We start from the raw sequence: 13829 nt of genomic DNA, 5'->3' as shown, positions 1-13829 counted from the left end.
GTCCCCGCCCCGGGGGCTGACCCTTTCTCATCATTTTCACCATGGCATCGGTAGCAGCTGTGCAGACCAAGCTTTTCATCGGCGGCGAGTTCGTCGACGGCCTCGCAGGAGGCACTATCCCCGTCTTCAACCCCTATTCGGGTGAGGTCATCTGCGAGATCGCCGAGGCGCGGGCCGAGGATGTCGACCGGGCGGTCGAGGCGGCGCGTGTGGCGCAATTTGCCTGGGGCCGCGCGGATGCGGCCGACCGCGGCAATCTCCTGCTCAGGCTCGCCGATGCCATCGACGCCCATGCTGAGGAGTTGATCGCGCTCGAGGCGCTCGATACCGGCCATCCGGTACGAGATGCCCGCAAGCTCGATGTGCCGCGCACTTCGCGCTGCTTCCGCTATTTCGGCGGCATGGCGGATAAGGTCGAGGGCTTTGTGCCGCCGGTCTATCCCGGCTTTCTCAACTATGTGCAACGCGAAGCGGTAGGTGTGGTCGGGCAGATCGTGCCGTGGAACTTCCCGTTGATGTTCACCAGTTGGAAAATGGCGCCGGCTTTGGCGGCGGGCAATGCCATCGTGATCAAGCCCAGCGAGCTGACGCCGCTGAGCACGCTGCGCATTGCCGAGTTGATGCGCGATGTGGGCTTCCCGGCGGGCGTGGTCAATGTGGTGCCCGGTTTTGGGCATACGGCGGGCGCCCGCATTGCCGAGCATCCCGGCATTGCCAAGGTCGCCTTCACCGGCTCGACCGCCACGGGTCGGCGCATCGTCCAGGCATCGGCGGGCAATCTCAAAAAAGTGCAGCTCGAGCTGGGCGGCAAAGGGCCGAATATCGTCTTCGGCGATGCCAATGTGCGGGCCGCCATTGGCGGGTCGGCCTTTGCCATCTTCCACAATCAGGGGCAGGCCTGCATCGCAGGCTCGCGGCTGATCCTGCACAAGTCCATCGCTGACGAGTTCCTCGATGGCTTCACCCGCCTTGCCCAGTCGATCCGGTTGGGTGATCCGCTCGACCCGGCCACGGAAATGGGGCCGCTGACTTCAAAGCAGCACCAGGAGCGTGTGCTGCATTTCTCCCAAGTGGCTAAGGACCAGGGCGGCGAAATCCTGACCGGCGGTAAGCAGCCGGACCGCGACGACCTGGCCAAGGGCTATTTCGTCGAACCGACCATCGTGAAAGCCAAGCCGACCGACCGTGTCAGCCAGGAGGAGGTTTTCGGTCCCTTCGTCACGGTCACCACATTCGAGGATGACGAGGAGGCGCTGTCCATCGCCAATGGCGTGCAATACGGCCTTGGTTCGGGCCTGTGGACCGCCAATCTTACGCGCGCCCACAAGTTTGCCCGCGACATCCATGCCGGCATGGTCTGGGTCAATTGCTACAAGGTTGTGCATCCCGGTTCGCCTTTCGGCGGTGTCGGCGAGAGCGGCTATGGTCGGGAAATGGGCTTCGAAGTGATGCGGGAATACACCCAGCCCAAGTCAGTGTGGATCAATTTCGACTCCAGGATGCCACCGCATTACGAGCGTTGACGGGTCGTGGCGGGACTGAGGAACAGCCAAATGGAATTCACCTATAACGCCCATCCTTCGCGGGTGATTTTCGGACCTGGCAGCCGGTCCAGGATCGGCGAGGAGCTGGAGCGCCTGGGCATCGAACGGGCGATCGTCATCTCCACGCCGGAACAGTCGGGCCTGGCGGCCGAAATCGCCAAGACGATCGGCGGGCGGGCGGGGATCATGTATCCCGGCGCCGCCCAGCATACCCCGACCAATGTGACCGAGTCCGCCCTCCAGGCGGTCAGCTCCGTGCGGGCAGATGGTTGCCTGGCCATAGGTGGCGGCTCGACCACGGGTCTGTCCAAAGCTATCGCCTACCGGACCGACCTGCCGCAGCTGATCGTGCCGACAACCTTTGCCGGTTCGGAAATGACACCGATCCTTGGGCAGACCGAGCATGGCCGCAAGACGACGCTGAACAGCCCGAAAGTATTGCCCGAGACTGTCATCTACGACCCGGAACTGACGGTGACCATGCCGGCCTTCATTTCCGGTCCGTCCGGCATGAATGCGATCGCCCATTCGGTCGAGGCGCTTTATGCCAAGGACCGCAACCCGATCATCTCGATGATGGCGGCGGATTCCATCCGTGCTCTGGGCGCGGCCCTGCCGCGGTTGATGGCCGAGCCGGCCGACCGGGATGCTCATTCCGAGGCGCTCTATGGGGCCTGGCTGGCCGGGTGCTGCCTTGGCGCGGTGGGAATGGCGATCCACCACAAAATCTGCCACACGCTGGGCGGCATGTTCAACCTGAACCATGCCGATATCCATGCCCTGATGATCCCCTATACGGCGGCCTACAATCGCGACGCGGCGCCGCAGGCCATGGTGCAGATCGCGCGTGCCCTGGGCACGGACGACGGTCCGCATGGCATTTACCAGTTGAGCCAACGCGCGGCCTCGAAGCGGTCGTTGAGGGAAATGGGTCTTGTCGAGGCGGATCTCGATGCCGCTGCCGACCAGGCCGTTCAGAACCCCTACTACAATCCGCGCCCCGTCACCCGGGAAGGGGTGCGCGACATGCTGCAGGCGGCCTTTGACGGCCGGGCACCCTGAGGTTGATGTGCCATATTTCTGTGTCCATGCCTTCGACCACCCCGGACGCCTTGCCGATCGGCAGCGCCTGCGCGACGCCCACCGTGCCCGCCTGCGCCTGCATGACCATCCGGTCGTTGTTCGGATCGGCGGTCCACTGACCGACGATAATGGCGCGATGATCGGCAGTCTGCTGGTGATCGAGGCGGCAAACCGTGGTGACGTGGCACAGTTCCTGGCCGGCGATCCCTATGCCGAGGCCGGGCTTTACCGGGAGTTGACAGTCACCCGCTTCAATTGGGGCCTGGGGCTGCCGGAGGCTGCGCATGGCTGACGCACTCTCCAGGCCTGACCCTTTCCTGTGGCGGCTGAGACCGCGCGCGCCTCAGCCCGGAACAGTGCTCGCGCCGCTCGACGAGATCGCCGACGGCAGCGCCAGGGAGTTTGTCTTTGGGCGCGGCACCACGGTCTTTTCCATGTTCGTGGTGCGGCGTGGTGCAGCAGTTCACGGCTATCTCAATATCTGCCCGCATTACTCCTCGCCGCTCAATCATCGCGCTGGGCACTTTCTCAATGAGGATGGCAGCCGCATCCGCTGCACCATGCATTTTGCCGAGTTCCGCATCGAGGATGGTTTTGGCGTGGCCGGGGCGGCGCTCAATTGCTGGCTCGACCCGGTTCCGGTGCATGTCGAGGACGGCATGATCGTGATTTCGACGCCCGGAGGCTCCCCATGACAGACGACCTTTCGGCTTCCGCGCATCCCGACACCGCGGTGAGCATACGCGACAGTTTCGGTATCGATGTCGACGGTACGATGCCGGCCTTCAGCCGACGGGACGATCATGTCCCGGCACTCGACCCCGGCTATCGTTTCGATCCGGCGACGACCATGGCGATCCTGGCCGGGTTCGACCAGAATCTGCGGGTGCTGCTGCAGGGGCGGCACGGCACCGGCAAGTCCAGCCATGTCGAACAAGTGGCCGCCCGTCTAAACTGGCCCTGCGTGCGGCTCAACCTTGACAGCCATGTCAGCCGCATCGATCTGGTCGGCAAGGATGCCATCGTGCTCAGGGACGGCAAGCAGGTAACCGAGTATCGCGAGGGCCTGTTGCCCTGGTGCTACCAGCGCCCGGTTGCGCTGGTTCTCGATGAATATGATGCGGGCCGGCCCGACGTGATGTTCGTGATCCAGCGTGTGCTGGAGGCCGACGGCAAGCTGACCATTCTCGACCAGAACCGGGTGATTGCCCCCAATGCCCATTTCCGCCTGTTCGCCACCGCCAATACTGTTGGCCTGGGGGATGTGACCGGGCTCTATCACGGGACTCAGCAGCTGAACCAGGCGCAACTGGACCGCTGGAATGTAGTCGCCAGGCTCGATTATCTCGAGGAAGGCGCCGAGGTGGAAGTGGTCCTGAGCAAGGTGCCATGGATGGGCGAAGGGGAGCGGGCCGAGACTTTGCTGCAAATGGTCCGGATGGCCAACCTGACCCGGTCCGGCTTTGCCGCCGGCGATGTGTCCGTGGTCATGTCACCGCGGACGGTGATTTCCTGGGCCCAGAATTACCGGGTGTTCGGTAATCTGGACTTTGCCTTCAATACGGCCTTTCTCAATCGCTGCGACGAGGCCGAACGGCCCCTCTATGGCGAATATTACCAGCGCTGCTTCGGGCGCGACCTGGCTGACGTCGCCCCGTCGGACTGGCAGAGGCTCTAGCCTTCAGGTGTGCAGCACAATGGCGGCTGCGGCCTCGCGAACCGCGTTGATCATGGCCAAGGCAACGGCGTCGAGCTGTTCGTTGCTGCGCATGGTGATGCCCACCGGGCCGTGGCTGGCGCTGGTGTCGAGGGCCAGCGGGACGAGTTGACCAAGCTCGAGGTCGCGCGCCACCACACTACGGGAAATGGTCCAGACAGCATTGTTTTCCAGGGTATAGGCCCGCGCAAAACTGTTCGAGACGGTCTCGATCTCGAACTTGAAGCTGCCCACTCCGCCGGCGATGAAAAGCGAATCCACGATAGGCCGGATGATCGCTCCTGCGGGGGGGAGCAGCATGGGGAAAGGTTCCAGCTCGCGATAGGTTAGCTGAGACCGCGTGGCCAGTGGATGGGACGGACGCACGGCAAAGGTGAGCTGTTCGGAATAGAGATGTTCGAACACCATGCCGCCCATGACTTCGGGACCGGCCAGGCGACCGACAATGAAATCGAGGTTGCCGTCGCGCAACATGCTCAACATGTGGGTGCTCGGCCCGCTCTCCACATGTACCCGGCAGGCCAGGGGGCCGTTGGCAAAGGCAGCCACGGCACGCGGCACGACCTCCACTTCGACCGTGGGCAGCGTCCCCAGCCGCACCGTCCGCTGGCGGGTGCCGCTTTGGCTCACGCTTTGAATGCCTTCACGGATCGCCGCGGCTGCCGTCATGGCATGGTGGGCAAAGGTTTCGCCCTGCCGGGTGAGCACCAGTCGACGTCCGCTTCGGTCGAACAGGGCCGCACCGAGCAGATCCTCCAGCTCGGCGAGCGACTTGGAGACGGCGGGCTGGCTGAGGCCGAGTGCCCGGCTGGCGGGTACGACCCCACCCTGCCTCGTCACCTCGAGGAAGCAGCTGACATGGCGGAGCTTGATGCGTGGGTCGAGAAGGCTTGAGCTTGTCAATTTTATATTACTACAGGTTATATAGTCTTGAGAAATTATCACTTTACGCCGCAAGTTCAAGTGTCATTATAGATTGCCTGGTTATGTGGAGAGGGCGTTGAGCCCTCGCGCGTGCCGCGCGAGAACCAGCACGACGCCAGGCGTTCGCTGCGGGTCGGCCGCCAAAAGGTCAGCGGGTCCTTCGGATGATCGGATTTGTCAATAATCTAGTGGACTCGTGCAAGCCATGTCCGGTGCGGCCGATCAGGATAGCCCGGTCACACGGCAACGTATCCGGGAGTGAAACAGACTGGCCTTGAGCCGCAAACATGAACCGCTTCGACAAGCGGAGGGCTTTGAGCCGGCCGAGAAGAGCCGAGAAGCCAAGTGGGAGAGAGAAATGTATGCACGGCGCCCCTTCGGCATAGAGGAAACTCATGGAATGCTGGTGCAGCCTAGCACCAAGATCAAAGCCTGCAGCGATGGCCGGGACTGGACCTCGCTATTTACGTCAGTCCAGAAGGAAATGCCGTTCCAGGGTGTGTTCCAGTCATCGCGCGATCACCTTATCGTGCTGCATCGTGATGGCCCGGTCCAGGTGGAAAGCCTTACCGATCGCAAGATCGGGCGCCGGGTCATTCCGGCGGGTGGAATCCACATCATTTCCCCTGGTGTGGATTTTGGCATCCACCTGACGGCGGCCATCGAGACCGTGCATGTTTATGTGCGGCGCTCGGTGATCGAGGAAGTGGCACTGGAAATGGTGGATGGCGATCCGGCGCGGATCGACATTCCCAACGCCATTGTGGAGGGCGACAAGGCGCTGCACGCCCTGATCGACGCATCGGCCTTTGCAGTGGAGGACGAAAGCCTGGGCTCGTCCATGTTCGCCGACTACATGTCGCGGACCATCGCCTCGCAGCTGATCCGCACCTATTCCAAGGCCAAGCTCAAGGGTGGGGGGCGGATGTCCATGTATCCGAGCCTGTCGCCGACCATGTCGGAAGCGGTCGACTATATGACCGCCAATATCGACACGGCGATCAACCTGGCCGATATCGCGCAGGCGATCAACCGAAGCCCCAGCCACATTGCCCGGATGTTCCGCACTGAACTGGGCATGCCGCCGCATCGCTACCTGATCAACCTGCGCGTGGACAAGGCGCGGCGGCTGCTGGAAAAGACCAGCATGTCAATTGCGGAAATCGCCTATGAATGCGGCTTCGCTCACCAGGAGCACCTGACCAGGCTGTTCGGTCGTCATACCGGAACGACCCCGGCGGCATACCGGCGGTCTAAGCGAAACTGATCGTTTCATGCAAGATAGGCGTTGCCGCTTGCAGGAATGCGGCACGCCGCTCCCCTAACGTTCCCATTGTAACGAAGAACATCTCGGCCGGCCCCGATAATCATCCCTGGCCTGGCACACGACGAGAGTTCAGGAGGGAGCAATATGTTGAAGTTCGCGAGACGAGCGGCTGTGAGCCGTCGTGTGTTTCTGGGTGCAACATCGGCGCTTGCCGTCGCTGCAATGGCTCCGGCGGCCCTGGCCCAGGGTGAGGCGATCAAGATCGGCTATGTAACGCCGCAGACAGGCCCCCTGGCCGCCTTTGCCGAAGCCGATGACTACGTGATCCAACAGGTCTATGGCGCACTTGGCGGCACCATTGAAACCGCCGATGGTCCCGTGTCGCTGGAGATCATCGTCCGCGACAGCCAGTCCAACCCCAACCGCGCCGCCGAGGTCGCGCGGCAGCTGATCGTCGACGACGGCGTGCAACTGATCGTGGTGGCCTCCACGCCTGAAACCACCAACCCGGTGTCGGCCCAATGCGAAATCGAGGGCATCCCCTGCATTTCGACCGTTGCGCCGTGGCAGCCCTGGTTTATTGAGCGCCAGGCCAATCCCGCCGATCCGGCGACGTGGGAATCCTTCGACTATACCTACCACTTCTTCTGGGGCCTTGAGGATGTCATCGCGACCTATCAGGGCATGTGGAACCAGCTCGACACCAACATGCAGGTCGGGGGTCTCTTCCCGAACGACGCCGATGGCAACGCCTGGGGCAATCCCGATGTCGGCCTGCCGCCCGCCTTGGCTGCCGGCGGTTACACCGTCAACGATCCGGGGCGCTATCAGAACCTGTCGGACGATTTCACGGCCCAGATCGATGCCTTCAAGGCCGCGAATGCCGACATCGTGACTGGTGTGGTGATTCCCCCCGATTTCACCACGTTCTGGACGCAGGCCAACCAGCAGGGCTACCGGCCCAAGGTCGCCTCAATTGCCAAGGCCATCCTGTTTCCCATCGCTGTCGAGGCGCTGGGCGAGGCCGGACACAACCTCTCTACCGAAGTGTGGTGGTCGGCATCGCATCCGTTCACGTCCTCGCTCAGCGGCGCCAGTGCCGGTGACCTGGCCAGCGGCTTTACCGAAGCCACCGGCCGCCCCTGGACGCAGCCCATCGGCTTTGTGCACGCGCTCTTTGAAGTGGCGACGGACTCGATCAAGCGCGCCGAGGATCCCTTTGATCCAGACTCGCTGGCCGATGCCATCGCGGCGACCAACCTCGATACCATCGTTGGCCATATCGAGTTTGGAGCCGAAGGGCTGCCGCCCGCCGTGGCTGCGAACGTGTCCAAAACCCCGCTTGTGGGTGGCCAGTGGCGCCTGCAGGACGATGGCTCGTACGACCTCGTAATCGTGGAAAACGCTGCCCATCCGGAAATTCCGACCGGCGGTACAATGGAAGCAATCGAGTAAGACTATGATCCTCCGACTTGCCGGCGTTTCCAAACGCTTTGGGGCCGTCGTCGTGGCCGACAATATCGACCTCGAAGTTGCCCGGGGAGAAGCTCTGGGCATCATCGGCGCAAACGGCGCCGGTAAGTCGAGCCTGTTCAATCTCATCACCGGCGTCATCACTCCTGACGCCGGGATCATCCAATTGGCCGATCGCGACCTGACACGGGTGCCGCTGCGCGAGCGCTGCGTCGCCGGGATCGGTCGATCCTTCCAGATCCCCCGCCCCTTTGAGAGCCTTACTGTATTCGAGAACCTCCTGGTGGCCGCCGAATACGGCCGTGAGCACGGTTACCGGGGAGCGGTCGATCTGTGCGGGCGAATTCTGGACCAAACCGGCCTGGCGCCATATGCCAACACGCTTGCTGGAAAACTTACGCTCCTCAACCGCAAGCGCCTCGAAATGGCGCGCGCTCTGGCAACCGAACCCGACATCATGCTGCTCGACGAGATAGCCGGCGGACTGACCGAGGCCGAGTGCCGGGAATTGGTGTCGTTCATCAAGCAGCTCAATCAGGCGGGCGTCACCATCGTCTGGATTGAACATGTTGTGCACGCCCTGCTCTCGGTGGTGTCGCGGCTGATCGTGCTGGAATTCGGCAGAAAGATTGCCGATGGCGAGCCGATGGCGGTGATGAACGACCCTGAAGTCCGGCGTTCCTACCTCGGCATTGACGAGGAGACCGCGGCATGACTGCGTTGCTCGAAACTCGGGGAATTGAAGTCTTTTACGGGGATTTTCAGGCCATTTTCGGCGTGGATTTCCGCGTGGAGGAGGGCGAGACAGTTGCCATTATCGGCGCCAATGGCGCGGGCAAGTCGTCCTTCCTTAAGGCCCTTTCGGGTCTGGTCAAAGTGCAAGACGACCACATATTGCTCGACGGCAGACCCGTCGGCGGCCGGCCGGCCTATGACATGGTCAAGGCAGGCGTGGCGCTGGTGCCGGAGGGGCGTCGCCTGTTTCCATCGCTGTCCGTCGCGGACAATTTGCTGATGGGAGAGAATGGACGCAGCGGCGATCGTGGCTGGACCTATGAAACCATCTGCGACCTCTTTCCCATCCTGCGGGAGCGCGCCGATCAGCTTGCCCCAACCCTGTCGGGTGGCCAGCAGCAGATGGTGGCCATTGGCCGCGCCCTGATCTCCAATCCCCGCCTGCTGCTCTGCGACGAGATCAGCCTGGGCCTGTCGCCGGCGGCAGTGAAAGATGTCTATGCGGCCATCGGCGAGATCAAGAAACGCGGCACGACCATCGTACTGGTGGAGCAGGATCTGAATGCCGCGCTGAGCGCCGCCGATCGCATCTACTGTTTCCTCGAGGGTAAGGTGAGCCTCAGCGGCCGTGCCGATGAATTCGATCGCGCTCAGATTCTCGGCGCCTATTTCGGAACCTGATCATGGACTATTTCAACACCATCACTCAGGGCGTGCTGCTGGGTGGCCTCTATGCTCTCTACGCAGCGGGATTGTCACTGATTTTCGGGGTCATGCGCCTGATCAACCTGGCGCATGGCGACCTGATCGTGCTGGCCGCCTTTGTGCTTTTAGGCCTGGTGTCGCTGCTCGGGCTGCCGCTCCCGGTGGCCCTCCTGATCTTGTTGCCATTTGCATTTGCCCTTGGCTGGGCCCTGCAGCGTTTCCTGCTCAACCGCACGCTCGGGGACGACATTCTCTTGCCTCTGCTGGTGACGTTCGGATTGCAGATTCTCGTGCAGAACGGCCTGCTGCTGGCCTTCAGCGCCGATAGCCGGAAGCTCTCGTTGGGGCCGATCGAAACCCAGTCGGTCAACCTTTTCGGGCTGTCCGTCGGGCTCATTCCGCTGCTCACCTTCCTGGTCGCGGTCGCGGTGCTGGGTGTGCTGAGCTACATATTCTATGGCACCGGTCTGGGCCGCAGGTTGCGGGCAACCTCGGATTCGACTGAGGTGGTCCAACTAATGGGGGTCAACCCGCGCGTGGTCTTTGCCATCGCCATGGGGATTTCCTTCGTGGTGCTGACCATCGCCGCCTTCTTCATGGGGGTGCGCTCCAACTTCGATCCGAGCGTCGGGCCGGCGCGCCTGCTCTATGCCTTTGAGGCCGTCGTGATCGGTGGACTTGGTAGTCTCTGGGGGACGCTTGCCGGTGGGGTCATTCTGGGCGTGGCCCAGGCCATCGGGGCGCGCATCAATCCCGAATGGCAAATCCTGGCCGGACACCTGGTGTTCCTCGTCTTCATCATCATCCGTCCGCGCGGCCTCTTTCCCAAGCAGTAGAGCCATGTCCATTTCCCAAACCGCCGTCCTATCCGCCGCTACCCCCAACGCCTACAACGTACAGGTGGCGACGCAGACCTCCCGCCTCTTTGCCCTGTTCGCCATAATTCTTGTTGTGGCACTGGCCTTTGCTCCGTCCTTTGCCAGCCGTCCCATGCTGCAGGATCTGATCCTCATGTTCCTGCTGGCGTCGCTGGCCCTGTGCTGGAACCTCATGGCTGGCTATGCCGGGCTCATTTCAGTTGGCCAGCAGGCCTTTGTGGGTCTGGGCGGCTATGCCCTTTTCGCGCTCATCATTGTCGGTGGGTTCGATCCCCTGCTTTCCATACCGATTGCAGCGCTGATCGTGGCGCTTCTGTCCATTCCGATCGGAACGCTCGTCTTCCGGATGCAGGGCGCGTATTTCGCGGTGGTGACCTGGGTCGTGGCCGAGGTTGCGCGACTGCTGCTGGCCCAGTGGCGGACGCTGGGTGGTGGCACCGGTACATCCTTGCCGCGCTCGGCTACAGGCGACATGATCGGCCTGGAGCTTGTCAGCGAGCTATTCGGAGTGCGCTCGGCGGCGGCCCGCGAGATCATCATCTACTGGGCCGCGCTGGCCACTGTCATCCTGGTCGTTGGCGGTTGCTATTTCTTGCTGCGCTCCCGCATTGGCCTCGCCCTCAGGGCGATCAAGGACGGCGAGGTGGCCGCGCAAAGCGTCGGCATATCAACGAACCGGATCAAGTTTGCCGTCTATCTCTTCGCCGCCTTCTGTGCTGCGCTGGTGGGGGCCATTTACTTCCTCCAAACCTCGCGTATCTCTCCCGATTCGGCCTTTTCGCTGCTCGACTGGACGGCCTATATCATCTTCATCGTGGTGATCGGGGGGCTTGCAACCATCGAGGGCCCGATCATCGGGGCCATTCTCTTCGTGGTGCTGCGCAATGCCCTGTCCGGCTTCGGACCCTGGTATCTGATCGTTCTTGGCGTGCTGGGCATAGCCATCATGCTGCTGGCACCCAAGGGGCTCTGGGGCACGTTCTCGCAGCGCACCGGCCTGCACCTGTTTCCTACGCGGCGCAATCTGCTTGCTGCTGAAAAGGCTGATCCAGCAAAATGAACCCGTCTTCCCGACATGCCGCAGAGGCGGCGCTGACCGAACAGGTCGTTCAGAGCTTCGCCAAGGCCGACAATCCAAGGCTGCGCACATTGATGCAGTCGCTGGTTCGTCACCTTCACGCTTTCGCCCTCGACGTCGAACTGACCATGGAGGAGTGGGAGCTTGCCATTGGTTTCCTGACCGCGACCGGACACATGTGCGACGACAAACGGCAGGAATTCATTCTGCTCTCGGACACGCTGGGCCTGTCCATGCTGGTCGACGCGATCAATCATCGATCGGTCGAAGGGGCCACCGAAACGACCGTCCTCGGCCCCTTCTATGTGCCGCCACTCAATGTCAGTCCGGCCGATGCCGACATTTCGGGCGGCGCTGCCGGGACGCCGCTTCACGTCTCTGCGCAGGTCCGGTCTGCCTGCGGCACCCCGCTGGCCGACGCATGGGTCGATGTCTGGCAGTCGGACGACGACGGCTATTATGATGTCCAGAAGCCCGGGCAGGAGGAGAACCTGCGTGCCCGTTTCGTCACGGATGCCGAAGGCCGGTTTTCCTTCTGGTCCATCGTCCCGGTACCCTATCCCATTCCCACCGACGGTCCGGTGGGCAAGATGCTCGGCCATGTGGGCCGGCATCCCTACCGTCCGGCGCATATCCACTTCATGATCGGCAAAGAGGGCTACGACACGTTGGTCACCCATTTGTTCATCGAGGGGGATCAATATCTTGAAAGCGATGCGGTCTTCGGCGTGAAACGGCAGCTCGTGGTGCATCTCGACGATGCAGATGGAGGCTGGACGGCCTCAGGGGATCGCATGGGTCCGCATAAGCGGCTCAAACACGACTTCGGGCTGCGGGCATCCTCCATACTAAATCAGTAGGCATCCAGCGCGGCGAGGCCGGAATTGGCAGCGCCACGGGCCGGAATCCTGCACGCGATCATCCCGGACTTCAGGAAGGATTAATTGGCGATGGACAAGACGTTGCCCGATCTCGCCACGGCCGTGGCCGGCATTGACGATGGCATGGTGGTGATGGTGGGCGGCTTTGGCGGCTCGGGCGCGCCGATTGAGCTCATTCATGCGCTGATCGACCGCTACAAGGCCAGTGGCAGCCCGAAGAATCTGACAGTCGTCAACAATAATGCCGGCAATGGCCGCATCGGCATTGCGGCGATGATCGATGCCGGCATGGTCGCCAAGATGATCTGCTCGTTTCCGCGCTCAGCCGATCCGCGCGCCTTTACCGAGAAATACCTGGCCGGCGAAATCGGCCTGGAACTGGTGCCGCAGGGCACCCTGGCCGAACGCATTCGCGCCGGAGGCGCCGGTATTCCGGCCTTCTACACCCCGGCCAGCTATGGCACCGATGTCGCCAAGGGCAAGCCGGTCGCCGAATTCGATGGCAAACATTATGTGCAGGAGCGCTGGCTCAAGGCCGATGTGGCGCTTCTCAAGGCCGAACTGGCCGATACGCTGGGCAATCTCACTTTTCGCAAGGCGGCGCGAAACTTCTCGCCGCTCATGGCCGCCGCCGCGGCCAGGACCATCGTGCAGGCGACCAAAATCGTTCAGCCCGGCGAGATCGATCCTGAACATGTGGTGACCCCCGGCATCTTCGTCGATGTCCTTGTCGAGGTCAGCGACCCCAAACAGGAAGAAGCGCTGATGCGCGCGGGAGTGGCCTACGCATGACCAGCAAGCTTTCCAACGCCCAGATCGCCTGGCGCGCCGCGCAGGACATCGAGGATGGTGCCTATGTCAATCTTGGCATCGGCTTTCCCGAAATGGTGGCCAAGTTCCAGCCGCCGGGCAAACAGGCCATCTTCCACACCGAAAATGGCGTCCTGAACTTTGGCGAGGCCCCCGCCGAGGGTGAGGAGGATTGGGACCTCATCAATGCCGGCAAGAAGGCGATTACCCTGCGCCCCGGCGCGGCCTTCTTCCATCATGCCGACAGCTTTGCCATGGTGCGCGGTGGGCATCTGGATGTGGCGATCCTGGGCACTTATGAAGTGGCCGAAAATGGCGATCTGGCCAATTGGTCGACCGGCCCCAAGGGCGTGCCGGCTGTTGGCGGGGCCATGGATCTGGTGCATGGCGCCAAGCGCGTCGCCGTCATTACCGATCACGTCACCAAGGACGGCAAGCCCAAACTGGTCAAGCGCTGCACCCTGCCGCTGACCGGGGTTGGCTGCGTCACCCGCGTCTATACCAGCCTGGCGGTTCTCGACATCGAGAATGAACGCTTCGTGCTGCGCGAAAAGCTGCCCACCATGAGTGTCGCCGAATTGCAGGCCGTGACCGGCGCCGAACTGGTCCTGCCAGACCAGATCGGCGACCTCGTCGCCTCGGACCTTTGAAATGACCGGCGCCTTTATCTGCGCCTATAAGCGCACCCCTCATTGCCCGCATTCTGGGTGGCGCCACCACCGCCGGCGTTGCCC

The 13829-nt window shown here is 62.5% G+C and carries 15 protein-coding genes; 14 read left to right on the top strand and 1 reads right to left on the bottom strand.

The features are described from left to right. Window positions 1–59 precede the first annotated feature (59 nt). Genes V8Z65_RS14670 through V8Z65_RS14650 form a run of 5 tightly spaced genes read left to right on the top strand, consistent with a single transcriptional unit; the run spans window position 60 to window position 4305 of the window. Entirely contained in the window at window positions 60–1523 is a 1464-nt protein-coding gene (locus V8Z65_RS14670; RefSeq protein WP_338720896.1) for an aldehyde dehydrogenase family protein, read from the top strand. Between the two features lie 30 nt (window positions 1524–1553). Further along, window positions 1554–2606: a maleylacetate reductase gene (locus V8Z65_RS14665; RefSeq protein WP_338720895.1), complete on the top strand. Its 1053-nt coding sequence runs from the start codon at window positions 1554–1556 to the stop codon at window positions 2604–2606. Between the two features lie 7 nt (window positions 2607–2613). Then, window positions 2614–2919 carry a YciI family protein gene (locus V8Z65_RS14660; RefSeq protein ID WP_338720894.1) on the top strand — a complete coding sequence of 102 codons (306 nt, stop codon included), beginning with the start codon at window positions 2614–2616 and terminating at the stop codon, window positions 2917–2919. Continuing rightward, on the top strand, window positions 2912–3322 hold the full coding sequence (locus V8Z65_RS14655) for a Rieske (2Fe-2S) protein (protein ID WP_338720893.1): 411 nt from the start codon (window positions 2912–2914) through the stop codon (window positions 3320–3322). Before V8Z65_RS14660 ends, V8Z65_RS14655 begins: the two co-directional genes overlap by 8 nt. Beyond that, window positions 3319–4305, top strand: coding sequence for an AAA family ATPase (locus V8Z65_RS14650; protein WP_338720892.1), 987 nt, complete (start codon window positions 3319–3321; stop codon window positions 4303–4305). Before V8Z65_RS14655 ends, V8Z65_RS14650 begins: the two co-directional genes overlap by 4 nt. Window positions 4306–4308: 3 nt before the next feature. Here the strand turns inward: V8Z65_RS14650 and pcaQ are convergent, their stop codons facing one another. After that, window positions 4309–5247, bottom strand: coding sequence for a pca operon transcription factor PcaQ (gene pcaQ / locus V8Z65_RS14645; protein WP_338720891.1), 939 nt, complete (start codon window positions 5245–5247; stop codon window positions 4309–4311). Window positions 5248–5626: 379 nt separating this feature from the next. Here pcaQ and V8Z65_RS14640 point away from each other — a divergent pair, with 379 nt between their 5' ends. The 9 genes from V8Z65_RS14640 to V8Z65_RS14600 all read left to right on the top strand — a co-directional run bounded on the left by V8Z65_RS14640 (window position 5627) and on the right by V8Z65_RS14600 (window position 13745). Then, window positions 5627–6535 (top strand): AraC family transcriptional regulator, encoded by a 909-nt coding sequence (locus V8Z65_RS14640; protein WP_338720890.1) that lies wholly within the window; start codon window positions 5627–5629, stop codon window positions 6533–6535. Window positions 6536–6679: 144 nt separating this feature from the next. After that, window positions 6680–7990 carry an ABC transporter substrate-binding protein gene (locus tag V8Z65_RS14635; protein ID WP_338720889.1) on the top strand — a complete coding sequence of 437 codons (1311 nt, stop codon included), beginning with the start codon at window positions 6680–6682 and terminating at the stop codon, window positions 7988–7990. A 4-nt stretch (window positions 7991–7994) separates the two neighbouring features. After that, on the top strand, window positions 7995–8723 hold the full coding sequence (locus V8Z65_RS14630) for an ABC transporter ATP-binding protein (protein ID WP_338720888.1): 729 nt from the start codon (window positions 7995–7997) through the stop codon (window positions 8721–8723). After that, complete coding sequence (locus tag V8Z65_RS14625) at window positions 8720–9424, top strand: ABC transporter ATP-binding protein (protein WP_338720887.1); 705 nt, start codon at window positions 8720–8722, stop codon at window positions 9422–9424. Before V8Z65_RS14630 ends, V8Z65_RS14625 begins: the two co-directional genes overlap by 4 nt. 2 nt (window positions 9425–9426) lie before the next feature. Continuing rightward, entirely contained in the window at window positions 9427–10284 is an 858-nt protein-coding gene (locus V8Z65_RS14620) for a branched-chain amino acid ABC transporter permease (RefSeq protein ID WP_338720886.1), read from the top strand. A 4-nt stretch (window positions 10285–10288) separates the two neighbouring features. Beyond that, a complete protein-coding gene (locus V8Z65_RS14615) occupies window positions 10289–11386 on the top strand; it encodes a branched-chain amino acid ABC transporter permease (RefSeq protein ID WP_338720885.1) in 1098 nt (365 codons plus the stop codon). After that, the gene (locus V8Z65_RS14610; RefSeq protein WP_338720884.1) at window positions 11383–12264 is read left to right on the top strand and encodes an intradiol ring-cleavage dioxygenase; all 882 of its coding nucleotides are present in this window, start codon (window positions 11383–11385) and stop codon (window positions 12262–12264) included. The genes V8Z65_RS14615 and V8Z65_RS14610 overlap by 4 nt, the downstream gene beginning before the upstream one ends. 90 nt (window positions 12265–12354) lie before the next feature. After that, window positions 12355–13077 carry a 3-oxoacid CoA-transferase subunit A gene (locus tag V8Z65_RS14605; protein WP_338720883.1) on the top strand — a complete coding sequence of 241 codons (723 nt, stop codon included), beginning with the start codon at window positions 12355–12357 and terminating at the stop codon, window positions 13075–13077. Beyond that, entirely contained in the window at window positions 13074–13745 is a 672-nt protein-coding gene (locus V8Z65_RS14600) for a 3-oxoacid CoA-transferase subunit B (protein WP_338720882.1), read from the top strand. The genes V8Z65_RS14605 and V8Z65_RS14600 overlap by 4 nt, the downstream gene beginning before the upstream one ends. The last annotated feature ends 84 nt before the right edge of the window (window positions 13746–13829 follow it).

The sequence above is a fragment of the Devosia sp. XK-2 genome (assembly GCF_037113415.1).
In the GTDB taxonomy this organism is placed as follows: domain Bacteria; phylum Pseudomonadota; class Alphaproteobacteria; order Rhizobiales; family Devosiaceae; genus Devosia.
The sequence above is the reverse complement of the archived record's forward strand: the minus strand, read 5'-3'. Positions and strand labels throughout refer to the sequence as shown.